Source organism: Enterobacter sp. MALB-1 (assembly GCF_041021625.1).
Classification (GTDB): domain Bacteria; phylum Pseudomonadota; class Gammaproteobacteria; order Enterobacterales; family Enterobacteriaceae; genus Enterobacter; species Enterobacter oligotrophicus.
Map to the genome: position 1 here is coordinate 3,457,754 of NZ_JBDPJL010000001.1, position 24,162 is coordinate 3,481,915.

Annotated in this window: 26 protein-coding genes; 7 read left to right on the forward strand and 19 right to left on the reverse strand. The window is 54.0% G+C overall.

From position 1 onward, the window contains the following. Window position 1 precedes the first annotated feature (1 nt). Complete coding sequence (gene phoB / locus ABGB15_RS16605) at window positions 2–691, reverse strand: phosphate response regulator transcription factor PhoB (RefSeq protein ID WP_003859122.1); 690 nt, start codon at window positions 689–691, stop codon at window positions 2–4. Between the two features lie 182 nt (window positions 692–873). On the opposite strand from phoB, the gene sbcD reads away from it, so the two are divergent. After that, entirely contained in the window at window positions 874–2,079 is a 1,206-nt protein-coding gene (gene sbcD / locus ABGB15_RS16610; RefSeq protein WP_215722724.1) for an exonuclease subunit SbcD, read from the forward strand. Beyond that, window positions 2,076–5,207: an exonuclease subunit SbcC gene (gene sbcC, locus ABGB15_RS16615; protein ID WP_215722723.1), complete on the forward strand. Its 3,132-nt coding sequence runs from the start codon at window positions 2,076–2,078 to the stop codon at window positions 5,205–5,207. The genes sbcD and sbcC overlap by 4 nt, the downstream gene beginning before the upstream one ends. Before the next feature lie 30 nt (window positions 5,208–5,237). Here the strand turns inward: sbcC and ABGB15_RS16620 are convergent, their stop codons facing one another. Together ABGB15_RS16620 and mak are read right to left on the reverse strand one after the other, a co-directional pair. Then, on the reverse strand, window positions 5,238–5,816 hold the full coding sequence (locus tag ABGB15_RS16620) for a hypothetical protein (protein WP_152083622.1): 579 nt from the start codon (window positions 5,814–5,816) through the stop codon (window positions 5,238–5,240). Between the two features lie 89 nt (window positions 5,817–5,905). Beyond that, window positions 5,906–6,811 (reverse strand): fructokinase, encoded by a 906-nt coding sequence (mak, locus tag ABGB15_RS16625; RefSeq protein ID WP_215722722.1) that lies wholly within the window; start codon window positions 6,809–6,811, stop codon window positions 5,906–5,908. 123 nt (window positions 6,812–6,934) lie between these two features. On the opposite strand from mak, the gene rdgC reads away from it, so the two are divergent. Continuing rightward, on the forward strand, window positions 6,935–7,849 hold the full coding sequence (gene rdgC, locus ABGB15_RS16630) for a recombination-associated protein RdgC (protein WP_112011219.1): 915 nt from the start codon (window positions 6,935–6,937) through the stop codon (window positions 7,847–7,849). 40 nt (window positions 7,850–7,889) lie between these two features. Here rdgC and ppnP read toward each other — a convergent pair whose 3' ends face one another. From ppnP to ABGB15_RS16655, 5 genes are all read right to left on the reverse strand, one after another. After that, complete coding sequence (gene ppnP, locus ABGB15_RS16635) at window positions 7,890–8,177, reverse strand: pyrimidine/purine nucleoside phosphorylase (protein WP_003859131.1); 288 nt, start codon at window positions 8,175–8,177, stop codon at window positions 7,890–7,892. Window positions 8,178–8,248: 71 nt separating this feature from the next. Further along, window positions 8,249–8,926 carry an AroM family protein gene (locus ABGB15_RS16640; protein WP_152083620.1) on the reverse strand — a complete coding sequence of 226 codons (678 nt, stop codon included), beginning with the start codon at window positions 8,924–8,926 and terminating at the stop codon, window positions 8,249–8,251. A gap of 237 nt (window positions 8,927–9,163) precedes the next feature. Next, window positions 9,164–9,355, reverse strand: coding sequence for a protein YaiA (gene yaiA / locus ABGB15_RS16645; RefSeq protein ID WP_152083619.1), 192 nt, complete (start codon window positions 9,353–9,355; stop codon window positions 9,164–9,166). A gap of 44 nt (window positions 9,356–9,399) precedes the next feature. Beyond that, the gene (gene aroL / locus ABGB15_RS16650) at window positions 9,400–9,924 is read right to left on the reverse strand and encodes a shikimate kinase AroL (RefSeq protein ID WP_152083618.1); all 525 of its coding nucleotides are present in this window, start codon (window positions 9,922–9,924) and stop codon (window positions 9,400–9,402) included. A gap of 144 nt (window positions 9,925–10,068) precedes the next feature. Beyond that, window positions 10,069–10,527: a YaiI/YqxD family protein gene (locus ABGB15_RS16655; RefSeq protein ID WP_152083617.1), complete on the reverse strand. Its 459-nt coding sequence runs from the start codon at window positions 10,525–10,527 to the stop codon at window positions 10,069–10,071. A gap of 97 nt (window positions 10,528–10,624) precedes the next feature. On the opposite strand from ABGB15_RS16655, the gene proC reads away from it, so the two are divergent. Continuing rightward, the gene (gene proC / locus ABGB15_RS16660; RefSeq protein WP_152083616.1) at window positions 10,625–11,434 is read left to right on the forward strand and encodes a pyrroline-5-carboxylate reductase; all 810 of its coding nucleotides are present in this window, start codon (window positions 10,625–10,627) and stop codon (window positions 11,432–11,434) included. 16 nt (window positions 11,435–11,450) lie between these two features. Here proC and adrA read toward each other — a convergent pair whose 3' ends face one another. The 6 genes from adrA to ABGB15_RS16690 all read right to left on the reverse strand — a co-directional run bounded on the left by adrA (window position 11,451) and on the right by ABGB15_RS16690 (window position 17,116). Next, entirely contained in the window at window positions 11,451–12,551 is a 1,101-nt protein-coding gene (gene adrA / locus ABGB15_RS16665; RefSeq protein ID WP_215722721.1) for a diguanylate cyclase AdrA, read from the reverse strand. Between the two features lie 102 nt (window positions 12,552–12,653). Further along, window positions 12,654–12,974, reverse strand: coding sequence for a phosphate starvation-inducible protein PsiF (gene psiF / locus ABGB15_RS16670; RefSeq protein WP_152083614.1), 321 nt, complete (start codon window positions 12,972–12,974; stop codon window positions 12,654–12,656). 91 nt (window positions 12,975–13,065) lie between these two features. Next, the gene (phoA, locus tag ABGB15_RS16675; protein ID WP_152083613.1) at window positions 13,066–14,481 is read right to left on the reverse strand and encodes an alkaline phosphatase; all 1,416 of its coding nucleotides are present in this window, start codon (window positions 14,479–14,481) and stop codon (window positions 13,066–13,068) included. Between the two features lie 99 nt (window positions 14,482–14,580). After that, on the reverse strand, window positions 14,581–14,841 hold the full coding sequence (gene iraP / locus ABGB15_RS16680) for an anti-adapter protein IraP (protein ID WP_152083612.1): 261 nt from the start codon (window positions 14,839–14,841) through the stop codon (window positions 14,581–14,583). A gap of 207 nt (window positions 14,842–15,048) precedes the next feature. Then, window positions 15,049–16,263 carry a multidrug efflux MFS transporter gene (locus ABGB15_RS16685; protein ID WP_215722720.1) on the reverse strand — a complete coding sequence of 405 codons (1,215 nt, stop codon included), beginning with the start codon at window positions 16,261–16,263 and terminating at the stop codon, window positions 15,049–15,051. Window positions 16,264–16,432: 169 nt separating this feature from the next. Continuing rightward, window positions 16,433–17,116: an extensin family protein gene (locus ABGB15_RS16690; protein ID WP_215722719.1), complete on the reverse strand. Its 684-nt coding sequence runs from the start codon at window positions 17,114–17,116 to the stop codon at window positions 16,433–16,435. Between the two features lie 103 nt (window positions 17,117–17,219). Here ABGB15_RS16690 and ddlA point away from each other — a divergent pair, with 103 nt between their 5' ends. Beyond that, window positions 17,220–18,320: a D-alanine--D-alanine ligase gene (gene ddlA, locus ABGB15_RS16695; RefSeq protein WP_152083609.1), complete on the forward strand. Its 1,101-nt coding sequence runs from the start codon at window positions 17,220–17,222 to the stop codon at window positions 18,318–18,320. Here the strand turns inward: ddlA and ABGB15_RS16700 are convergent. Next, window positions 18,317–18,553, reverse strand: a complete 237-nt coding sequence (locus ABGB15_RS16700; RefSeq protein WP_215722718.1) for a DUF2754 domain-containing protein — start codon at window positions 18,551–18,553, stop codon at window positions 18,317–18,319. The genes ddlA and ABGB15_RS16700 overlap by 4 nt on opposite strands. A 247-nt stretch (window positions 18,554–18,800) precedes the next feature. Between ABGB15_RS16700 and ABGB15_RS16705 the strand changes: the two genes are divergently transcribed. Continuing rightward, window positions 18,801–19,103, forward strand: coding sequence for a DUF2755 family protein (locus ABGB15_RS16705; RefSeq protein ID WP_152083607.1), 303 nt, complete (start codon window positions 18,801–18,803; stop codon window positions 19,101–19,103). Here ABGB15_RS16705 and ABGB15_RS16710 read toward each other — a convergent pair whose 3' ends face one another. From ABGB15_RS16710 to ABGB15_RS16720, 3 genes are all read right to left on the reverse strand, one after another. Next, window positions 19,104–20,201, reverse strand: coding sequence for a DUF1615 domain-containing protein (locus ABGB15_RS16710; RefSeq protein ID WP_215722717.1), 1,098 nt, complete (start codon window positions 20,199–20,201; stop codon window positions 19,104–19,106). It lies immediately after the preceding gene. A 14-nt stretch (window positions 20,202–20,215) separates the two neighbouring features. Next, on the reverse strand, window positions 20,216–21,436 hold the full coding sequence (sbmA, locus tag ABGB15_RS16715) for a peptide antibiotic transporter SbmA (protein WP_152083605.1): 1,221 nt from the start codon (window positions 21,434–21,436) through the stop codon (window positions 20,216–20,218). A 114-nt stretch (window positions 21,437–21,550) separates the two neighbouring features. Next, window positions 21,551–22,084: an isochorismatase family protein gene (locus ABGB15_RS16720; RefSeq protein ID WP_215722716.1), complete on the reverse strand. Its 534-nt coding sequence runs from the start codon at window positions 22,082–22,084 to the stop codon at window positions 21,551–21,553. A gap of 204 nt (window positions 22,085–22,288) precedes the next feature. Here ABGB15_RS16720 and ampH point away from each other — a divergent pair, with 204 nt between their 5' ends. After that, complete coding sequence (gene ampH / locus ABGB15_RS16725) at window positions 22,289–23,455, forward strand: D-alanyl-D-alanine-carboxypeptidase/endopeptidase AmpH (RefSeq protein ID WP_152083603.1); 1,167 nt, start codon at window positions 22,289–22,291, stop codon at window positions 23,453–23,455. On the opposite strand, the gene ABGB15_RS16730 is transcribed toward ampH, so the two are convergent. Beyond that, on the reverse strand, window positions 23,452–24,078 hold the full coding sequence (locus ABGB15_RS16730) for a helix-turn-helix domain-containing protein (RefSeq protein WP_152083602.1): 627 nt from the start codon (window positions 24,076–24,078) through the stop codon (window positions 23,452–23,454). The two genes, ampH and ABGB15_RS16730, sit on opposite strands and share 4 nt — an antisense overlap. Window positions 24,079–24,162 lie beyond the last annotated feature (84 nt).

The following is a 24,162-nucleotide window of genomic DNA, read 5'->3' on the forward strand; positions in this document are numbered from 1 at the left end:
TTCAGAAACGGGTCGAAAAACGATAACCCGTGCCGCGGACCGTCTGTACCATGCGATCGTGGCCGCTCAGTTCAAGCGCTTTACGCAGGCGGCGGATATGTACGTCAACCGTCCGGTCTTCGACATACACGTTAGTTCCCCAGACGTTATTCAGCAACTGCTCGCGGCTGTAGACGCGTTCCGGGTGAGTCATAAAGAAGTGCAGGAGTTTGAATTCGGTTGGCCCCATGTCGAGAGGGTTTTCACCGGTCATCACGCGGTGTGAGGTGGGGTCAAGGCTCAGGCCCTGCATTTCAATCACCTCCTCCACCGCCATTGGCGAAATGCGGCGCATCACCGCTTTGATACGGGCAACCAGCTCCTTCGGAGAGAATGGCTTGGTGATGTAATCGTCAGCGCCGGTTTCAAGACCGCGCACGCGATCCTCTTCTTCACCGCGCGCCGTCAGCATCACAACCGGAATGTCGCGGGTCATCGCTTCACGTTTAATGTGTTTGATGAACTGCAGGCCAGAGCCACCAGGTAACATCCAGTCAAGCAGAATCAAATCGGGCCAGGGTTCATTCAGCTGGTTCACCGCGCTGTCATAATCTTCCGCTTCAACCGGCTGGAAGCCATTTTGTTCGAGCACGAAGCACACCATTTCGCGAATTGGAGCTTCATCTTCTACGACCAGAATACGTCTCGCCATACTTTGCCCTGTCTTATTTAAGTTACAAGTTTGTAATGCGGCGTCATTATGCGTCAGATTTATGACAGATTTATGAAAAACATTACCACCATCAATGGCAAACTGTTGTTTTATTACAGCGGTTATTTTCCCTTCCCTGACAGTTTATAATCGCCCTCATCTTTTTTCGCCACGGATCTGTTATGCGCATACTTCACACCTCGGACTGGCATCTGGGTCAAAATTTTTACAGCAAAAGCCGTGCTGCCGAACACGAAGCATTCCTGAACTGGTTGCTGGACACGGCCCGGTCGCATGAGGTGGATGCGATCATTGTGGCGGGTGATATCTTTGACACCGGATCGCCGCCGAGCTATGCGCGAGAGCTCTACAACCGTTTCGTGGTGAACCTGCAGCAGACTGGCTGCCATCTGGTGATTGTCGCCGGAAACCACGACTCGGTGGCAACGCTAAATGAATCCCGCGATATCCTGGCGTTCCTTAACACCACGGTGGTCGCCAGCGCCGGGCATGCGCCGCAAATCCTGAAAAAACGCGACGGCACGCCGGGTGCGGTACTGTGCCCGATACCGTTTTTACGCCCGCGCGATATTGTACAAAGCCAGGCCGGACTGTCTGGCAGTGAAAAACAGCAGCATCTATTACAGGCCATTACCGACTATTATCACCAGCAGCATACCGATGCCTGTGCCCTGCGCGGCGATCGGGCGATTCCGGTGATTGCCACCGGGCATCTCACGACTGTTGGAGCCAGTAAAAGTGACGCGGTACGTGACATTTATATTGGCACGCTGGATGCTTTCCCGGCACAGAACTTCCCGCCAGCCGACTATATCGCCCTCGGACACATTCACCGGGCACAAATCATCGGCGGCTGCGAGCACATTCGCTACTGTGGCTCGCCCATTTCGCTCAGTTTTGATGAGACCGGCAAAGCCAAATGTGTTCACCTGGTGAGTTTTACTGACGGTAAACTCAGCGCAGTTGAAACGCTGGAGGTGCCTGTCACCCAGCCGCTGGCGGTGCTGAAAGGCGATCTCGCCGCCATCACCGCCCAGCTTGAGCAGTGGCGCGGCGCGGCGCTTAACCCGCCCGTCTGGCTGGATATCGAAATCACCACCGACGACTACCTGCACGATATGCAGCGTAAAATTCAGGCGCTGACAGAAGATCTCCCCGTTGAAGTGCTGCTGGTGCGCCGCAGCCGCGAGCAACGCGAGAAAATTCTGTTAAGCGCACGGCGTGAAACGCTCAGTGAACTCAATGTCGAAGAGGTATTTGCACGGCGGTTGTCTCATGAAGAGATTGACGACGCGAAGCGCGCCAGGCTCAACGAGTTGTTCACCCACACGGTGCATGCACTTAATAACGAGGAAGAAAACGCATGAAGATCCTGAGCCTGCGGCTGAAAAACCTCAACTCACTCAAGGGCGAGTGGAAGATCGACTTTACCGCTGAGCCATTTGCCAGCAACGGTCTTTTTGCCATTACCGGTGCCACGGGCGCAGGTAAAACCACCCTGCTTGATGCCATCTGCCTGGCGCTCTACCACGAAACACCGCGCCTGCAAAAAGTGTCTCAGGCACAAAACGATCTCATGACGCGTGATACCGCTGAGTGCCTGGCGGAAGTGGAATTTGAAGTGAAAGGCACCGCCTACCGTGCTTTCTGGAGCCAGAACCGCGCACGCAATCAGCCAGACGGGAACCTGCAGGCACCTCGCGTGGAACTGGCGCGCTGCGAGGACGGTAAAATCCTGGCGGATAAAGTGACGGATAAACTGGAGCAAACGGCGACACTCACCGGGCTGGACTATGGCCGCTTTACCCGCTCGATGCTGCTCTCTCAGGGACAATTTGCCGCCTTCCTTAATGCCAAACCGAGCGATCGCGCCGAGTTACTGGAGGAGCTGACCGGAACCGAGATCTACGGCCAGATCTCAGCAATGGTGTTTGAGAAACACAAAGCCGCGCGTAATGCGCTGGAGATGTGCGAAGCGCAGGCCGCAGGCGTCGTGCTGCTGAGCGAAGAACAGCAGCAGCAATTGCAGCAAAGTTTGCAGGCACTTACTGACGAAGAGAAAATCCTGCTGGCTCAGCAGCTAAACAACCAGAAAGATTTTCAGTGGCTTACGCGAAACGATGAACTCATCCGGGAGCAACAGCGCACAACGGCCTCTCAGCAGCAGGCGCAACAGGCGCTTACTGACGCCGCACCGGAACTGGCGAAGCTCCATCTGGCCCAGCCTGCTGCACAACTACAACCGCTGTGGGATCGACAGCAGGAGCAGACTGCACGTCTTGCTCAGACAAAACAGCGAATCAGTGAAGTAAATACTCGCTTACAGGCAAAAACCGCACTACGTGCGCGCATTCGCACTGCAGCACAACGCAGTCGCGAACAGTTACAGACTGAACTTACGGCAGTTACCCGCTGGCTTGCTGAGCATGAGCGGTTCCGCCTGTGGGGACAAGAGATTGCTGGCTGGCGCGCGCATTTTTCGCAGCTTAATCGTGATAAAAGTCAGCTTACAACGCTTTCAGCACGTATCGCTGAACTGCGGCAGAAGCTGGCAGTTCTGCCGGAAAGCACACTGTCGCTGACGGCAGATGACGTCGCGGTGGCGATGGAGCAACAGGCCCGGTCGCGAACTTTTCGCCAGCAACTGACTGCGCTTCATGCCCGCTACCAGCCGCTGCAAAAGCGCCTGCGGCAGACCAGCGAAAGCATGCAGAAAGCGCAGGCGGAGCAGGTCAAACTTAACGAAACGCTGACGCTGCGCCGACAGCAGTTTAAAGAGAAAAATCAGCATTATTTGGATCTGAAAACGCTATGCGAACGTGAAGCGACGATTAAAGATCTTGAGCACTTTCGTGCGCAGTTAGAGGCCGGTAAACCTTGCCCACTCTGCGGTTCCTGCGAACATCCGGCAGTGGCGCAATATCAGTCACTGGAACTTACCGACAATCAGCGCCGCCGCGATGCCTTAGAAAAAGAGGTTGCCGCGCTGAAAGAGGACGGTCTGTTGGTTCTGGGCCAGGTCAACGCCCTGACTCAGCAGATACAGCGTGAGACAGACGAAGCCCGGTCGCTCTCTCAGGAGGAGCAAGCGCTCACTAAAGAGTGGCAGGCAATCTGCGTCTCTCTGAATATCGCACTGAATATTCAGGAAGATATCGCTCCGTGGCTGAACGAGCAGGAACAGTATGAGCGTCAGCTTTATCAGCTCAGCCAGCGTCTGACGCTGCAAAACCAGCTCAATCAACAGGAAGAACAGGAACGTCAGTATCAGCAACAGCTGGCGGCTACGCGTCAGGCACTGGAAACAGCCCTGCATCCGCTGTCGCTGACCCTTCCGGATGAAGGGGACGAATCTATCTGGCTCGCCTCACGTGAAAGCGAATCCACACAGTGGCAGGAGAAGCAAACTCAGCAGGGTGTTGTTCAGGAACGTATTAACGCCCTGACGCCGTTACTCGATACCCTGCCGGATGCTGATACGGCAGAAGCGGAACCCACCGTTCCCGGTAACTGGCGCGAGATCCACGACGAATGTGTGTCGCTGCAGAGCCAGCTTACTACCCTGCAACAGCAGGAGATGCTGGAAGGTGAACGGCTGAAGCAGTCACAGACGCAATTTAGCGCCGCGCTCGCTGCGAGTGTTTTCGCCGATCAGGAGGCATTTCTGGCCGCCCTGCTGGACGATAACACCGTTCGCCACCTCGGGCAGCTTAAGCAGACGCTCGAAAATCAGATACAGCAGTCCACCGCGCTGGCAGCCCAGGCGAACCAGTTGCTGCAGGAACATCAGGCGCTGCGTCCGGAAGGGCTGGACAGCGATGTACAAACGCTGCAGGTGCAGTTGCAACAGCTGGCGCAAACGCTCCGGGATAACACCACGCACCAGGGTGAGATCCGCCAGCAGCTTAAGCAGGACAGCGACAACCGACGTCACCAGTTGGCGTTGATGCAGCAAATTGAAGAGGCAGCCCGCCTTGCCGACGACTGGGGATACCTGAATTCGCTGATAGGCTCCAGCACGGGCGACAAATTCCGCAAGTTCGCTCAGGGGCTGACGCTGGATAATCTGGTGTGGCTTGCTAACCAGCAGCTTAACCGTCTTCACGGGCGTTACCTGCTTCAGCGTAAAGCCAGCGACGCGCTGGAGCTGGAAGTGGTCGACACCTGGCAGGCCGATGCGGTACGAGATACCCGCACCCTGTCCGGCGGAGAAAGTTTCCTGGTCAGCCTGGCGCTGGCGTTAGCACTTTCTGACCTGGTGAGCCATAAAACGCGGATTGACTCACTGTTCCTTGATGAGGGCTTCGGCACACTCGACAGCGAAACGCTGGATACCGCGCTGGATGCGCTCGACGCGCTGAATGCCACCGGGAAAACCATTGGCGTCATCAGCCACGTCGAGGCGATGAAGGAGCGAATTCCGGTGCAGATCAAGGTGAAAAAGATCAACGGGCTGGGATACAGCAAGCTGGACAAGGTATTTGCGGTGGAGTGATCCCACGCAGGGCGGCACACGGCCGCCCTGTCAGGACGGTGGCGACAGCCACTCGATAAACTCTTCAACCGCTTCTGCCCGCAGACCGTTATGCAGATAGCGATCGTCCGGGGACGTTAAATCATCATTCAGGATCGGACCATTTGCCTCGATAGTGATCCGCAATAAACGCGCAGCGTACTCAATCGCAAAATACCGATCCTGTTTCATCCCGTTAATAAACGTTTGCGGATCGGCGCTGCCAAAATGCAGCTCAACCCGCTTTTCCAGATCGCCAAATTTCATTGAATTCGCTGATACCTGAAAAATACCTGTTTCCGTTGTCAGAGGCGAATGTTCAGGATTATTCACATCTCTTCCTTCCAGCCAGTTCCAGCTACTTTCGAAACCGGCCAAAACGCGCAATACCTCCAGCATTACGGCTTTGCGATGCAGCAGTGAATTCCACGGCCCCAGAACAGAATGATATTTCGAATAAATATCAACATTCTCATTAGGTTCAAAAATAGCGTCCTCTGCCGTTTTCCCCCATAAAATTAGTTCATCAAGGAAGATATCGGTAGGTTGCCCGCGGTTATAAACCGCAGATTTTATCGCGTGATAAGCCATATTTTCCCCCTCTGAACGCTCTCCGCAGTGTAGTTCAGAAAGAGGAAAGTGACGTCATACTTGAGGAGTATGCGGGCGCATGTATTCCGTCAACCTGGCCACAACCATGCTGCACCCCGCACGCCGCTGGAATCACCATGCACCGCTTTGCGGATCGGTGTTTCACACTCGCCACCGAACACCCACTGCTTCACCAGGTTCGGCACCGTAGTGTACAGCCGATCGACGTTACTCATCCCACCGCCCAGCACAATCACATCGGGATCGAGAATATTCACCACGTGCGCCAGCGATTTTGCCAGGCGCATTTCGTAACGGCTGAGCGCCAGTTCCGCCACCGGATCTTGCGCCTCGACCAGACGCATAATCTCATTGCCCTTCAACGGCTGACCGCTCAGGCGATGGTAGTCGGTGGCAAAACCGGTGCCGGAGATAAACGTCTCAATACAGCCCTGTTTACCGCAATAACAGGGGACTTCAGCGCGGTATTTAAGTTCATCCTCATCCATCCACGGCAGGGGATTATGGCCCCACTCACCCGCAGTACCATTACCACCGATATGGGAACGTCCGCTAAAGGCCACGCCTGCGCCGCAGCCTGTGCCGATGATCACCGCGAAAACGGTCTGCGCACCGGCCGCAGCACCGTCGATGGCTTCAGACACCGCCAGACAGTTAGCATCGTTCGCCAGACGCACTTCACGGTTCAGACGTGCGCTTAAATCTTTATCAAAAGGCTGGCCGTTAAGCCAGGTGGAGTTGGCATTTTTAACCACGCCGGTATAGGGCGAAATCGATCCCGGAATGCCCATCCCGACGGTGCCGGTTTGCCCCGTCGCCTGCTCTGCCATGTCGACCAGACGGACAATCGTCTCGATAGTCTGCTGATAATCATCACGCGGCGTGGGGAGACGGTGGCGAAACAGCTGCTCCCCTTGTTCGCTCAGTGCAATGACTTCTGTTTTGGTGCCGCCCAAATCGATCCCAATACGCACAAGACACTCCTCATTATTTTGATTATCAACAGAGTAGAAGCCCGCTACCCGATTAGCAATGCAAGCGATGCGACAATTCGTTATCATGCCCGCTGATTTAACGACAAGGCCGTGGAAATTATCATGCTGTGGTTCAAAAATTTGATGGTTTACCGTCTCAGCCGCGACGTTTCGCTGCGTGCAGAAGAGATGGAAAAACAGTTAGCCGCTTACACCTTTTCCCCTTGCGGTAGCCAGGATATGGCAAAAACCGGATGGGTTCCTCCAATGGGTTCACAAAGCGATGCACTGACCCACGCCAGCAGCACCGGTCAAATCATCGTCTGCGCCCGTAAAGAAGAGAAAATTCTGCCGACGCCGGTGGTAAAGCAGGCGCTCGAAGCGAAGATCTTCAAGCTGGAAGCCGAGCAGGGTCGCAAGCTGAAAAAGACCGAAAAAGATTCCCTGAAGGATGAAGTGCTGCACTCTCTGCTGCCGCGCGCCTTTAGCCGCTTTAGCCAGACCATGATGTGGATCGATACCGTGAACGGGTTGATTATGGTGGACTGCGCCAGTGCCAAAAAAGCGGAAGATACGCTGGCTCTGTTGCGTAAGAGCCTGGGATCGCTGCCGGTGGTTCCGCTGGCGCTGGAAACGCCAATTGAGTTGACGCTGACCGAGTGGGTGCGCAGCGGTACGGCCGCGCAAGGCTTCCAGATCCTCGATGAAGCGGAGCTGAAAGCGCTGCTTGAAGACGGTGGCGTGATCCGCGCGAAAAAACAGGATCTGGTGAGCGACGAAATCGCCGTACACATTGAAGCAGGCAAAGTGGTGACCAAGCTGGCGCTCGACTGGCAGCAACGCATTCAGTTTGTGATGTGCGACGACGGCTCGGTGAAGCGTCTGAAGTTCTGCGATGAACTACGCGATCAGAACGAAGATATCGACAGGGAAGATTACGCCCAGCGCTTTGATGCGGACTTTATCCTGATGACAGGGGAACTGGCCGCGTTGATTCAAAGCCTGGTGGAAGGCCTCGGCGGAGAAGCGCAGAGGTAATCCCTTCGCCCTCTCCCCTGCGGGGAGAGGGATCAGACCATTACTTCAGGTAACGGCACAGATAAGAGGTCGGTTCAGCCACCTGCAGATGGAACTCGCTGTGACCAGGGACATTGAAAACCTGCCCGGCGCTATAGACTTTCCATTCCGTTTCACCCGGCAGCAACACGTTCAGTGCGCCGCTGACAACCGTCATCTCTTCAGCTTCTGCGGTGCCAAAGGTATATTCCCCTTCAGCCATCACGCCGACACTGGCGCGGCCAGTGCTGCTGCTGGTAAAACCGATGGATTTCACTTTACCGGAAAAGTATTCGTTACTTTGAAGCATGAACTGGCCCTTATATTTATAGATAAAAATCCACTATAGGGGCCATGCTCATGACCTGTCACGCAAAATCATCAGGCCAGCAGTTCCGAAGCCAGGCGGGCCACCAGCACGTTGGATAAGAGCACCGGTACATCGAGCGCTTTTTGCAGTAAATCGCGATGCCGCTGGTGGAATCCGAGGCAATCCAGCATCAAGACATCGGCTCCCTGCTCAATTAACTCACGGCCTGCGGCAATCAGTTTTGTCTCGCTGTCCCAGAAAGGATTTGCCAGCGCATAGTGTGGCGTTTTCTCCAGCACTTTCCACTTACTCGCCTGGTTATTAAGGAGTTCTTCAATGGGAACAATCACCCCCACCTGATGACCATCGACGATGGAGGCCACCAGCGGCGGGATGATCCGCATCGGCTCCAGCAATATGGCATTTCGCGCGATAAGGCCGGTGATCGGCGCGGTACTCATCAACAGGATGACGTCATAGCCTTGATTATCCAGCACTTCGATAACACTCTGCAGAGCGCGCTCAATTTTCTGACGCGAGACATGCGCTATTTCACCGTCGCTTAACAATGTCGGCAGGGGCTCCTCTCCTGGTTCAACGGCGTAGTCTTCCATGACCTCTTCCCGATCAAGCCGGCCTAACAGGCTGAGATGCGTGATCTGTTGTTCAGAGACATGCTCAGTTAAGAGCGGTAACACTTCGCTTACAGGAACCACCCCAATGGTGAGGATCGCCAATGTCGCCTTCATTTTTTTCGCCTTCATTCACTACCACTGCGTTAACACAGGCACAGGCTCACTACGCTGCGCGGCTTTTGTTTAGATTTAACAGCACAAAAGCGTAGCAGCAGATCTCTGCACCGAAGTGTAAAGATCCGCTGGCCTTTACGAATCTGCCTGTAATAACTAAATATTAACTCCTGCTTAACAACAACGATGAGTTAAAAATGTGATTTCGGCACGATTGTAGCGAGTTTAGGATTTCTATCAGGACTTATCAGGATCTTCGTAGCGCCGTTTGGCATCCAGCGCTTCCTGTTCGGTTTCATGTTCGCTGATCAGCGAATCCGGCTTAGGGTGATCGGCCCGCAGCTGATACCAGGTAACGGTTTGATCACCATTCCCTTTTTCGATGGTCACAATGCGTGCTTCACGCGGATAGGGAGGTCTGGTTGGCATAGCTCATCCTTTTTTTATGTCTGAGCTATGAGTATAGACGGCGGTTAGCTGGCGCAAGCCAAACGCAGGGAGGTAATAATCTGAATCACCACGTCTTCCGGTGCTGCCGACGCATCAACAACATGGTGTGCCGCTTCGCGGTATAACGTATCTCGCTCCGCCAGCACCTCGCGGACCTCTTCACTCAATGGTTTCGCCGTGAGTGCCGGGCGCTGCCCCTCCTCGGGAAACGCTTCAAGCCTTCCCACCAGGGTTGAAACCGGCGCGCAGAGGTAAATTACAATCCCTTTTTCACGCATAAACTGACGGTTACACTCCGCCAGAATAATCCCGCCGCCCGTTGCAATAATGGTTGCGGGTGCCGTTACCGCTTCAAGCGTGGCGGTTTCGCGCGCACGAAAGCTCTCCCAGCCTTCCTTTTCAACGATCCCGGCGATAGTTTGCCCGGCGTGCTCCTGCAGCCAGTGGTCGGTATCAACGAACTGACTATGGCACACGCGTGCCAGTTCAAGACCAACGGTGGTTTTCCCACAGCCGCGGGGGCCAACTAAAAAGATGGGTGGGTTCATAACCAGGTGTTCCCCTCGATGCCGGATGGCTGAAGACTGTAAAGAAATGATTGCAGAAGATGTTGCGCTAACTTTACTGCAAAGCGGTACGGGATGACAACCCTGTGGAGGCCACACTGTACCACAAATTGACAATAATTATCATTAAGCGCTGCGGCGCTTGACCTCCAGCAGCCACTTATCCAGCTCAGCAGCAAATTGCTGGCGGTCGCGCTGGGACAAACTGTCCGGCCCGCCGGTCTGCACACCGCTGGCGCGCAGGGTATCCATAAAATCACGCATGGTGAGCTTTTCCCGAATGGTCGCCGGGGAGTAACGTTCACCCCGCGGGTTCAGCGCCGCTGCGCCTTTCTCCAGCACTTCGGCTGCCAGCGGGATATCCGCGGTAATCACTAAATCCTCAGCGTTGCACAGGCGTACAATCTCATTATCCGCCACATCGAACCCGGCCGGCACACGCAGAGCGCGAATAAACCGTGAAGGTGGCACGCGAATATTCTGGTTTGCCACCAGCGTAAGCGGCATCTGAACGCGCTCGGCAGCACGAAATAAGATCTCTTTAATCACATTCGGACAGGCATCCGCATCAACCCAAATCGCCATCTTGTCTCTCCATAATGACACTGACGACTATTGTCGCCTGCATTTCGTTGTTAAGCTATCAATCAGAGATAACAACGCATAATAACGGAGAGACGTGATGGATAAAAAAATCGGGTTTATCGGCTGCGGCAACATGGGTAAAGCGATCCTCGGCGGCCTGATTGCCAGCGGGCAGGTCCTGCCTGGGCAGATTTGGGTCTATACCCCCTCACCGGATAAAGTCGCGGCGTTACGTGATGAGTATGGGATCAACGCAGCCGAAAGCGCGCAGGAAGTCGCCCAGGTAGCGGATATCGTCTTCGGTGCCGTCAAACCAAACATCATGATCAAAGTTCTGAGCGAAATTACCTCCAGCCTGAATAAAGAGACGCTGGTGGTATCGATCGCCGCAGGCGTCACGCTGGATCAACTGGCCCGTGCGCTGGGACACGATCGTAAAATCGTCCGTGCTATGCCGAACACCCCGTCGCTGGTAAATGCCGGTATGACCTCCGTGACCCCGAACGCGCTGGTTACCTCCGAAGATGTGGCGGATGTCCTGAATATTTTCCGCTGCTTCGGTGAAGCGGAAGTGATTGCCGAGTCGATGATCCATCCGGTCGTTGGCGTGAGCGGCTCTGCGCCTGCTTACGTCTTCATGTTTATCGAAGCAATGGCGGATGCCGCCGTGCTTGGCGGTATGCCACGAGCGCAGGCCTATAAATTTGCTGCACAGGCGGTAATGGGCTCCGCCAAAATGGTGCTGGAGACAGGTAAACATCCCGGTGAACTGAAAGATATGGTCTGCTCGCCAGGGGGAACGACCATTGAAGCCGTGCGCGTACTGGAAGAGCGCGGATTCCGTGCTGCCGTTATCGAGGCGATGGCAAAATGCATGGAAAAATCAGAGAAACTGAGTAAATCCTGAAAATAATAACCGGACGTCAGGCCGCCACTTCAGTGCGGCCGCGGCCGGCATTTTTCGCCTTATAAAGCGCCATATCAGCCGCTTTCAGCCATTCACGATAATGCCCAAACTGTGTTCCCCAGGGCGCAACGCCCACGCTGATCCGTAGCTGCCCACCCGGCGCGCCAGGCAACGACATTTTTTTCAGGCGCTCATGAACCCTGGACATGGCGGCAATCGCGCTTTCTGCTGGCGTTCCGGACATAATCACCGCGAATTCATCCCCGCCAAAACGGCCAATAAAATCGCATGAGCGCAGCGTCATCTGCAGCTGACGCGTAATGGCGACAATCGCCTCATCGCCCACATCATGCCCCCAGGTGTCGTTAATGCTCTTGAAGTGATCGATATCGATGAGCAAAATTGTCGCCTGCTGATGGCTGCGACGGCATTTCTCATATTCGTTGCGCAGCAGCGTCTCCCAGTGGCGGCGGTTGAAAACGCCGGTCATCCCGTCGCGGGTGCTCATAAGTTCCAGCCGCCGCTTATGCTCTGCAAGCCGGATCGCCGTCTGGTGGCTAAGCCAGGCAAACAGCATCGGGTACAGAACCAAAACCGGCAGCGTCAGCCACCACTCCAGCGGCTCAGGGGAAAAGGTCATTACACTGCCGGTCAGTTGCAAGGTGACCAGTGATGACAGCAAGACGATCAACAACCCGATGATGAATAACCGCAAACCACCCGATCCCATCATATTCATCCCGATCATCATGATCAGCGCAGCCGTTGGCAGGGCATTGACCCCGATAAGGCCAATCCAGACACCAGCAATGATGGCATCGATTTTCAGGTTAAAAATTTCGCTGCTGTGAGGTTCGGGAGATCGGCACGAAAGCTGCCAGGCAAGATGGGGCCAGACAAATGCCCAGCCGACCAGCAATAACCACCAGCCGCCTGGATGGAATTGAGTAACCAGTACACCGGCAACAGGGAAAAACATCGCTCCCAGCCCAACGATACGTGCCAGCCGAAGTCGCCGGGCAAAGCGTATGCCGGAACGGTGTGAGTCATCCTGAGAAAGATCCTGATGCCACTCTTCCTGAATGCTCTCTTTGTAATAGATGTCATCATTCATCATTTTTGGGAATATTCTGTAACATTTTCCCAAATTATAGAGAGGGGCTTTTTAGGGGCAGTATGAAATTTCGGGTGAGTCGCAACAGAGACTCACCCGTTAGAACTACGCTTTTTTCTTCAGGCAGGCGCTCATGAACTTACTGCGATCGTCACCTTTAAGTGATTGTTCAGTGGCCTGAACGTTACACTCACGCATTTTTTGCTGCTGAGGTGTCAGGCTTTTTTCACCCGGTTTGGATGCACTATTTTTGAGGCAATCGCTCATGTACGTCTTGCGCGCATCGCCTTTCAGCGTCTGCGCAGTGGCCTGTTGGTTACAGGTCGTCATGCGTTGCTGTTGAGGCGTTAAGGTTTTTTCTGCCGCGTTCGCTGAGGCCAGCAGGAACACACCTGAGAGTAGAGTAACCAGTAATGTTGTTTTCATTGCACCATCCTTTTGTGAAGTTCCACTTTAAGTCTGGTTCGTGACGGAAAAAAAACCACCCGGCGGTCGCGATTCCCGCCGGGTGTTTAGCTTATTTCAGACCCAGCGCAGATTTCATGGTGTAGAAAAGATCCGTCTGGTCAGTCAGGCCAACGACATTCGCAGCGTGTGGGCCGTATGCCGCAATGCGCAACTGCGTGCCGGTATGTTCCATGGACTCTTCTTCAGAGTTGCCATAGCTCATCACCATTACGGCACCGTCTTTGGTGTTCAGCGCCTGCGTCAGGCCTGGTGCTTTAGTCTCTTGCGGGATGATCTGGCTGGCATGCGCATGGTCAGCGGTGACGATCACCAGGGTATTACCGTCCTTTTTCGCAAATTCCAGCGCCTTCTGCACCGCTTCGTCCAGGTCTACCGTTTCGCCAATCTGCCCGCACGGGTTGGCCGCATGGTCCTGTTTATCAATTGACGCGCCTTCCACCTGCAGGAAGAAGCCTTTTTCATTTTTGCTCAACAGTGAGATCGCTTTATCCGTCATTGCGGCCAGCGTTGGCACGGTGTCGTCACGTTTTGGGTTCGGTGTACAGGTCACGGCAGGCTTATCGATATTGCCGTGATAAGAGGCTTTTGGCCCCTCCCAGCGCACGGGCATATTCCCGTCAGAGAACAGCCCCAGAAGCGGCTTATCCTGGTTAGCCTCAGTAATGGCTGCCAGAGAGGCGGCATCGTTCACCATCTGGTAACCACGCGCCTGAGCCTGCTCGCGCAGCGTTTTACCCTGCCACTCCCCTGCCGTTGCGGTTTCAGCGAAGGTTTTCGCTCCACCGCCCAGCGTCACGTCAGCACGGGTATTCAGCAGTTGTTCAGTGATCGAGCCTTTCCCGCCCTTTTCCAGCGCATTCGTCGGGCATTTTTCACGGGTGACGGACGGACCGTAACATTTGCGTGACGTCACATGAGACACCAGCGCGGCAGGCGTTGCGTCCTGAAGTTCCGCAGTAGAGACGTTGCCGGTAGCCAGCCCCGCGGCTTTTGCCATTTCAAGGAGGGTTGGGTGCTCTTTTTCATGGATATCCACACCCAGCGCGCCATTGTAGGTTTTCACGCCGGTAGACCACGCCGTTGCAGACGCGGCGGAATCCGTTACGTAATCCGGTTTACCGGTTTTTTTATCCAGCGCGTAATGGGTATATTGTCCGGTCAGCGGTAACGCATCAATGCCTTTAAAGAAGCCACCAGCCCCTTCAGCATAATTTCGGGCGGCCGTAATTTCGGAATCCCCCATACCATCGCCAATCAGCAGAATGATATTTTTAGCCGGTTTGTCATTCAGGGACGCGCGAATAGCCGCGGTTTGATCGTCCGACAGTCGACGTGCACCGCCAGGCTGGGTGATATCGCCCTGCGCAGCACGATTATCCAGAACATGGGTATTCGTGGTATCAGCATGAATAACAGGGACAAATAACAGGGGAAGTAATGCGATGAAAAGTGCGCTCTGTTTCAATTTATTTTCTCCATGTATAAATACAGAAAAATAAAAACAGAGCGACTATAGGCAACCTGCATGACATTTCTATGACATGCTGTTATGTCCGGTGACCGCTTAACTGCGAGGGTGCCTTAACAGCTTTTTTACGTATTGATTCAGCATTTCAGCATCCTGGACGGGCACCTGGGAGTCAGGGCGGGCGCTATCCAGCGCACCTTCGATACTGGTGATTAACGCCTGTTGATCCTGTTGGGTCATATGCCTTAATAACGCGGTGACCACAATTTCCAGCGCTTCAACCTGGGCCACCAGTTCTTTTGACTCTTCTTCCTTTTGTGCAAGTTTGACCAGCAATTCCGCAATGAGATTTTTCATCGTGCTATTTCCTTATGTGATTTCACCTGAAATTAGCACTCCAGATGAATTATGCAAAGAGGAGAAAAGTATTATCTTATGCAAAAGTGACGTTACGCCGAAAATAGGTGAATTGATTTTTCAGCGAAACGTTTTTCTATAAAAATAGCCACCTTTCTTTATGTAAAAATGTGGCTACCATAAGAATATATAATACATCGTTAGCGATTAGCGTGTTGATTTGGCCTCTGCTAGCTGTCTGCGGTGACGTAACGCCATCGCCAGCTGTATGATATTCAGTAATACCACAACGGCCGTAGCGGCAAATACCCAGCGGAAGCCCGCCATCGCAGAAACCGAGGCACCAATCAGCGGACCGGCAACGTTACCCAAATACATAAAGGACTGGTTGTAGCCAAAAATACGGCCAGTAACCTGGTCGCTGGAATACTTCACCAGCAATGTTTGTACCGCTGGCAGCATCGCGCCATCGGCAAAGCCCAGCAGGAAGCGCAGCACGCCAAGCTGAAGCGGCGAAGTGACAAACGACATCGCGAAAAAGAGCACCACGGCAAAAATCAGCGTCGCCATCAGGATACGCGCCGTGCCGATCCTGTCACCCAGCTTTCCCAGTCGCGGCGCGGATATGAGCGCCGATACCCCAGGCACGGCGGCAATCATCCCGCTGAGAAAAGCAATGTTGTTGCTGTCTGGTGCCATCGACTTGATAAACAACGCCAGAATCGGCCCGACTGAGCCGTTACACAGCTGGATCACCATGGTGGTGATAAAGAGGCTTATCATCAGGCCTGGATATGGCAGCGAAGCGAATACCGCCTTGCCGCTCAGACGCTCAGACTTACTAACGGCAGGACGCCCCCCTTCTTTGATCAGAAAGAGCGTGACCAGAAAACTGACCACCAGCAGCACGGCAGTAATGAAAAATACCGCGCGCAGGCCCACGTGGTCTGCCAGGAAGCCCCCCATCAGCGGGCCGCCAATCACTCCACTGATCTGCGCCGTAGAAAGCGTACTGAGTGCCCAGCCACTGCGCTCACGCGGCACCTGTGACGCCACCAGCGCCATCGCGTTGGGAATATAACCGGATGTCAGCCCCATGATTGCCCGCAGAATAAACAGCTGCCAGACATTGGTGGCAAAGGCCTGCAGCAGTATCGCTATCGCCATCCCCAACGATGCGCGTAGCAGCATCAGCTTGCGCCCTTTGCGATCCGCCAGGCTGCCCCACATCGGTGACACAATGGCGGACACCAGAAACGTCACGCTAAACGTCAGACCTGACCACATAGAGAGCGCTTCATGCGATGAGACGCCAAGCTGGGCAACGTACAGCGGCAGGAACGGTAAAATCTGGCTAATGGCGAGTCCGGTAAAGAAACAGCCGAACCAGACCGAGATGAGGTTAACTTTCCAGGATTCCATAACAGAGGCAGTCTTCATTTTCAGGCGAATTCGCCGACAGATTAGCAAGTTACGTTCTTTCACGTAGCGCCAGAGATGCGGCTTTGACGACTTTAGTGTTTTATCTTCCCAGTCATCATATCTGTGAAATATGTCACAAAGCATCCATTTCCTGGCGGAATATTATGCTTCAGCGGCATAGCCCGAAACCACGCATTCCCAGATGAAAATGGTTAGCATGTGCCGCGTTATAGTCCGGCCCCAGGCCGTTGCCGTAATATCCGCAACTTGCTGCCAGCATCGCCTTAAGCCACGGCTGTGTTTTCACCGCCGTCCAGCCCTTTAATACGGTAACCCGCTGGCCGTTAGCCAGCCTAAAAGCGCTGATATCCAGCGCCTCTGCCGTTGCATGTTCACTGCGTCGCGCATCCGGGCGGTGGTAGATGTTACGACAGGCGAAACTTCCCAGGTGTTCAATACGCACCAGTTCGCTCCCTGTGTAGGTTTTCGTGAGTGGCCGGGCTTGCTGGCTGACAAACAGCGCAGAACTGAGCGCGAGCGGGCAGCTCGCCAGGAAACTGCTGTTCAGGCTGACCGGGCCGAAATCGCGCACGCGCACCACGTTGCGGAGTGGACACTCCCCGGTCGTATCAGCGACCGCTTGCGTGCGAATAAGCTGTCTTTGATTGGCCTCCGAGAGCAGGCTTTCGCACGCCTGAGGCGTTAAGCGCCGAAGTTTAAACTGGGTGATTTTCCCCGGAGGGTCGTCAAGCGTTAGCGGCATGAAAGGGTTGTAGTGAGACGGCAACCAGCGGTAACCCACCGTTGCTACTGCCACAATGATGACAATTGTCAGCAGACCTTTTCCTCTCACGCGCCCCCCTCTGCATCCCCCAAAACATTATGGCAGAAGGCCGCGAAACCCGCAGGGCATCGTGGTATGTTATTGGCTTTTCGTCAGACTGGAAGAGAGTGAAATGGCAAAGCAGCGGGTTGGGATTGTCTTTGGGGGAAAATCAGCAGAGCACGAGGTGTCATTGCAATCGGCAAAGAATATTGTCGATGCAATTGATAAAACCCGATTTGAGGTGCTGCTGCTGGGCATTGATAAACAAGGCCAGTGGCATGTCAATGATGCCAGCCAGTATCTGCTAAATGCTGACGATCCGGCACATATCGCACTTAATCCATCGGAAATCAGCGTTGCTACCGTACCCGGCGTCGCGCAGGGGCAGTTTATCGACACCGGTAACGCCCAGGCTCTGGCACAAATTGATGTGGTGTTCCCGATCGTCCACGGCACGCTGGGCGAAGACGGTTCGTTGCAGGGCATGCTGCGCATGGCTAATCTGCCGTTTGTCGGTTCCGATGTGTTGGGCTCCGCCGCCTGCATGGATAAAGACGTCACCAAACGCCTGCTGCGCGATGCCGGGCTGAATATTGCACCCTTTGTCACGCTCACCCGCGCCAACCGCGACAAGTACAGCTTCTCACAGCTTCAGGCACAGCTGGGGCTGCCGCTGTTCGTCAAACCCGCGAACCAGGGCTCTTCAGTCGGTGTCAGCAAAGTGACAAGCGAAACGCAGTTCACCGAAGCCGTTCGTCTGGCGTTCGAGTTTGACCATAAAGTAGTGGTCGAGCAGGGTATTAAAGGCCGTGAAATCGAGTGCGCCGTACTGGGAAATGATTTCCCACAGGCGAGCACCTGCGGGGAAGTGGTGTTGAACAGTGACTTCTACTCTTACGACACCAAATACATTGATGATAAAGGAGCGCAGGTGGTGGTGCCTGCGGATCTGGACCCGGCCGTTAACGATAAGATCCGCGCGATCGCCATTGAAGCCTATCAGGCACTAGGCTGCTGCGGTATGGCGCGTGTCGACGTGTTCCTGACGGCGGAAAACGACGTGGTGATTAACGAAATCAACACGCTACCAGGTTTCACCAACATCAGCATGTACCCGAAACTGTGGCAGGCCAGCGGAATTAGCTACCCTGAGCTGATCACCCGCCTGATCGAACTGGCGCTGGAGCGTCATGCTGCGGACAGCGCCCTCAAAAGTTCCGTCAACGGTTAATCGACTTTCTTCACCGTTTCCGTCTCATCCGCTGTCGCCTCTTCAGGGCGGCGGCGGATAATAAACCCGGCGAGCCAGAAACTGATCACCCACGTCACCAGCCCAACCGCGTAGGTTTGCCAGCCTTTCGCTTCAAACCCCAGCAGCCCCACAACACCGTTAAGAATAAAAATCAGCCCAATAGCAAAGGCATAGTAGTGCCAGTCACGGCGTAGTTTGGAAGTGAGCTTCATGACAACTCCGGCAGAAAAAAAACTATCCTCTCACAGTTTAACCACCCGGTCTGTGGCAAATGCGGAAATTCTGAAATGCAATAATGTTTCACTTAAGTTAAATAATTGTGATGCGATGCAGAATTCAACAATCCAGGAGTAATCCCTGGGATAAATTACCACGATTCTGATATTGACAAATGCTATGACCTGTCAAACTCACCCTGTACGACGCGTATTAAACAGAGTGATATTTCGGGAGGTCTTTATGGCTGATTTTACATTGTCGAAACCAATTTTTGGTGGCAAACAACCCAAAACCTCCACGGCAGGTAATCTCGCCTATGCCCTGTTTGTTCTTTTCTGCTTCTGGGCTGGGTCACAGTTTCTGAATATGCTGGTTCATGCGCCTGGCGTTTATGAACATTTGATGCAGGTTCAGGATACCGGCCGACCACGCGTTGAGATCGGTTTTGGCGTAAGCACGATATTCGGGCTGATTCCTTTCCTTGCGGGCTGCATGATTCTGGGTGCGATAGCGCTTGTACTGCGCTGGCGTCGTCATCACTGATTAGCGCCCCATACAGCGAGCCCGACGATCATCCACACGTTTCGCAAACCAGGCAGTGGTAAGATTACGTGTGATCTTCGGGCTCTCAAGCTGAATCCCTGGCAACATGGCTTTGGGTAACGCTTTCCCGCTTTTCTGCTCCGCAAGTTTAAAGACCTGCTGATACAAATCCGTTTTCTCGAACGCCAGACTGTCCCCCTTCTCAAGCTGACGGCGAATATCGTTGTTGCTCATTCCTAACGTCGCGGACAGTTTCCGCACCGCCAGTTCTGTCTTGCCCGCCGCGCGGCTACCGTAGGCAATCAGATCGCCATCCAGCGCCAGCTTCACGCCACTTGCACGGCTTACCGCATTCTGGAATGCCGCATTTCGACTGGCATACCAGCCCGCGTTAAAGTCCGCAAAGCGGTACAGCGGCTCATCGTAATTCGCCGGGTAGTTCAGAAGGTGATATGTGCCGAACCATAATCCGCCACGCAGAGAGAAGACTTCCTGGCGAACGGTTCCGTCGATGTTCCACGGGTACCCGTCGGTATGTTTTTCCGCAAACGCAATGCTGACCTGCATCGGGCCACCGGTATGTACAGGGTTAAGCGAGCCAAACAGCGTCTGCCCCATCGGTACCATGTTAATAAAATCATCAAAAATGGCGCTCAGCTGTTTCTCCGTCTTTACCGTATCCAGCCGTTCGCTGTAGCTTTTGCCATTCGGCGAGGTGATTTTGAGGGCGGTATGCACCAGGAAAACCGGAATATGCATCGATTCGGCACGGCGGTCGATCTCTTTCCAGGCGATTTTGTTCAGCCCAGGCACTACCGGGTCTGACTGGTACATAGATTCCTGCTGCGCGACGGCCAGCACCGAGCAGATATTCTGCTCGGTAGGGGCAATCTTCTGGCTTTCAAACGTCTTTGCCAGCGCATCGGCCCACGCATTGCGATCCTTCACGCTGGCAGGCATTTTTTGCCGCACGACGCTCGCCACATCAACGGGCTTCTCACCCTTTTTAAGCGGTGCAGCCCCTTTTTCGGCACAGCCCGCCAGCACAAAAGCGGCGAACAAAGACAGCGGTAACGCGCGCGGCACGGCAAATGGCATAGCAACTCCCTGTATTAGCTAAAGGTATTGGTCACTTCCTGCAGATCTTTATCGTCCAGTTCGCGCTCAAAACTGCGCAAACGTTTATAGATGGACATCAGTTCCACCAGCGTGGTCCAGGAGCTGATCAAATACTGGAACGAGCCACGCACCTGACCAAAGACGTTAGTGATCTGCGTCATCAGACCGAGCGTAATCGTACCCGCAACAATCGACGGGAACAGCAGGAACAAGCCGAAAACGTTATCAACCTGCAGATACAGAATGCGCGCAATATTGAAATACATGTAATGGAAATAGAGGCGGAAATAGTTACGACGCACAGCACCAAACAGCTCGCGCACGGTTGGCGGCGATGCACGGCTGGCATCATCTTCGCCGTAAACCAGTTCTTTACGATACGCCGCTTCTACACGCTGGTTTTTGAACTCCAGGCCCGGCAGCTTGATACCCACCACGGCCAGCAGCCCTGTCCCCATCAGTGACCAGACTATCGCCGCGATCACCAGCCCATAAGGGAGGTGACCGACAATCGGCAGGTCTGGCACATGCGCCGAAAGCGTCACCAGCACCGGCAGGAAGGCGATCAAGGTCATAATGGCGTTGATAAAGCTCACCCCCATATCTTCGAGCGTGGAGGCAAATCGCATGGTATCTTCCTGCACACGCTGTGCAGCACCTTCGATATGGCGCAGGTGCTGCCAGTGCGCCATATAGTGTTCGTTCATCGCGGTGCGCCAGCGGAACACGTAGTGGCTGACGAAGAAATTGTTCATCACGCCGATTATCACCGCGATAAGAGCGATACCGAGGAAGATCCCAACTTCGTGATAAAACTGATTGATGGTCACCTTGTGCGGTGAACTCAGTGCGGTCTGGATCAGATCGTAGAACGGCGCATACCAGGCGTTAACTGCCACACCCACTTCCACGAGGAACCAGGTGACAAAGATAATCAGCGACGTGCCCAGAATCGACCAGTATTGCCAGCGGTGCGGAGAATAGACAAACCAGAACAAGGCAAACAGCCCCACGCACACCACGTAATAGGCATAAAACAGCAGATAGCTCATCGACCAGAAACGCGCCGCGCTGATCGGTACATCGCCCGTTGCGCCCGTGATATGCGCCAGCCATGCACCGCCGCCCGCCTGCCAGAAAATGACAGCAATCAGTGCCCAAATAAACGCCGACAGGAAAAAGGGCCCCGGCTTTGGGAAAAAAGACTTAAACATAATGCTTCCTTCTTGTTGTTATGGCTGTTGCTGTGCTCAACACATCACCACACGAAAATCTCACCTGAACCCACCCGTGACGCAGGCAAAAAGGTCAGACCCGTGGGTTTATTATTAGTTCGCTTTCCATTTTTCGAGAATTGTTTCGGTGCGTTTCACCGAAGGCGGGTTAGCCGGGGCAATGAAGTTACGCCAGACATCGTTGTAGTGCGCAATCAGCACCTGAGCCTCCGCTGCCGGGCGATTAGCGGTCGTGTGGGCATCTTCCGCAACCGTGATGTGATAGCCCCGGCTGACACCGTTTTTAAAGGTGGCATCGACGCAGTAATCCGTCGCGCAGCCACACATCACAAACTCACGGATACCCTGTTCGCACAATAACGCCTCAAGCGTCGTGTTGTAAAAGGCATCGCAGGCGGTCTTCGTAACGTAAAACGCACCTGCTGGCTGGTTTAGCTCAGGAAGTAATGCAAACCCGTTGCTGCCCTCCTCCAGCCCGCCAGCCTCAGTATGTTGAATGAAAATCACCAGCTCAGCAGCCTGGGTAAGCTGATTGATCAGAGAGACACATTTCTCGCGCTGATGACGTGGCGTCTCAAACACCCCGTTCTGCATATCAACCACCATAACCACACGCTTTTCAGACATACCGTTCTCCGCAAGAATGAGTAATACAAGTGCGTATCATAAGCCCGATGTCACAAAATGGGAGCCAGGCCGCAAGGAAATTGTTCTTATTTACCCATGGTTACGTTTTTCCCGCTATCGTTATGCTATTCGGGCCATTGCGCCGTGCGGTTTAGTAGTATAAATACCTCTTACTTTCCTTATTTATTTGATGGATGCTTTTCGTTGAAACGTTGTCTGCTCTCTTTTGCCGCGCTGTGTGCGGTGAACCTGACCACTGCCCAGGCTGCCCAGCCGCTGACGGCCCCCGTCCTGGCCTCTGACATTGCCGATCGCTATGCGAATCTTATCTACTACGGTAGCGGTGCGACGGGAATGGCGCTGGTGGTCATCGATGGAAACCAGCGTGTATTTCGGAGCTTTGGCGAAACGCGTCCTGGAAATAACGTCCATCCGCAGCTGGATTCGGTGATCCGTATTGCTTCCATCACCAAGCTCATGACCAGCGAAATGCTGGTGAAACTGCTCGACCAGGGTGTGGTAAAACTGGACGATCCGCTCAGCAAATACGCCCCGCCAGGCGCACGCGTTCCGACCTATCAGGGTACACCAATAACGCTGGTCAATCTTGCAACCCATACCAGCGCGCTGCCGCGTGAGCAACCCGGTGGTGCAGCGCATCGGCCGGTTTTTGTCTGGCCAACCCGCGAACAGCGATGGAGTTACCTGAGTACCGCCACGCTGAAAGCCGCACCGGGATCGCAGGCATCCTATTCCAACCTGGCGTTTGATCTGCTGGCTGATGCGCTCTCAACCGCATCCGGGAAGCCGTATACTCAGCTGTTTGAGGAAAAGATTACCCGTCCGCTGGGTATGAAAGACACCACCTTTACCCCCTCTCCCGATCAGTGCAAGCGCCTGATGGTGGCAGAAAAAGGGGCCAGCCCGTGTAATAACACGCTGGCGGCTATCGGGAGCGGCGGCGTTTACTCCACGCCAGGCGACATGATGCGCTGGATGCAGCAATTCCTCTCCTCGGATTTTTACGCGCGCAGCAACCAGGCCGACCGTATGCAGACGCTGATCTACCAGCGTGCCCAGTTGCGCCGCGTAGTGGGAATGGACGTGCCGGGTAAAGCCGATGCCCTCGGCATGGGTTGGGTGTATATGGCACCGAAAGAGGGTCGTCCGGGGATTATCCAGAAGACCGGCGGCGGCGGCGGGTTCATCACGTATATGGCAATGATCCCGCAGTCCAACGTCGGGGCTTTTGTCGTCGTGACTCGCTCCCCGAACACGCGCTTCGTCAATATGAGCGACGGAATCAATAACCTGGTCGCTGAACTGAGCGCCAATAAAGCACAGGTGCTTACGGCGTCAGTACAGCCTTAATATTCCGCGGGCAAACGGTTAATACTGATCAGTTTGCCCCGGCTCATATTAATATAATTCCCCTGGCGCAGCGCAGCCAGAACTTCTGCCACCACAGAACGTGAAATACGCGTGCTTCGCTGAATATGATTCATGACGCCAATTTTTGAGCGAAGCGTATCATCCCATTCGGCCATATTTATCAGCATGGCACGGATCTGGCTGTAAGAGTTATTTCCAACCAGCTGCATATCGCGTTTCCCCAGGATGTGATTAATCCACGACAGCCAACAAAAGGCATCCTGCCAAAGATATTCTTGCTGAATAAGTTGTCGTGCGGTAGAGGCCGATAAATAAAATCCCGTGCAGGGGGTTTGTGCGACCATGACATATTCATGATGAATTTCATTCATTCCCGCCGTCAGGCCATAAATATAAGGTGCTTTTGCAATACCAACAAGGAGCTCATCTGATTTTCGAAGAATTGCAACAATCCCTGTTTGTATAAAGAATGTGTGGGGCCCATCACCAAAAGTGCTGTTTGAAATTAATTGCTGCGGTGCGGTCTTAAATGGAGTACTGGCGGCTTTCAGACACTGTTCGAGCCGGCTTAATTCAGAAAGCGGTTTCGCATCAACGTTCATGCAGACCTCAAGTCATCTGTATCTGTCGGTTCTATATTATTTTCTTACGCTATATATAAAAAAGCAGGGGATAAATCCCCTGCT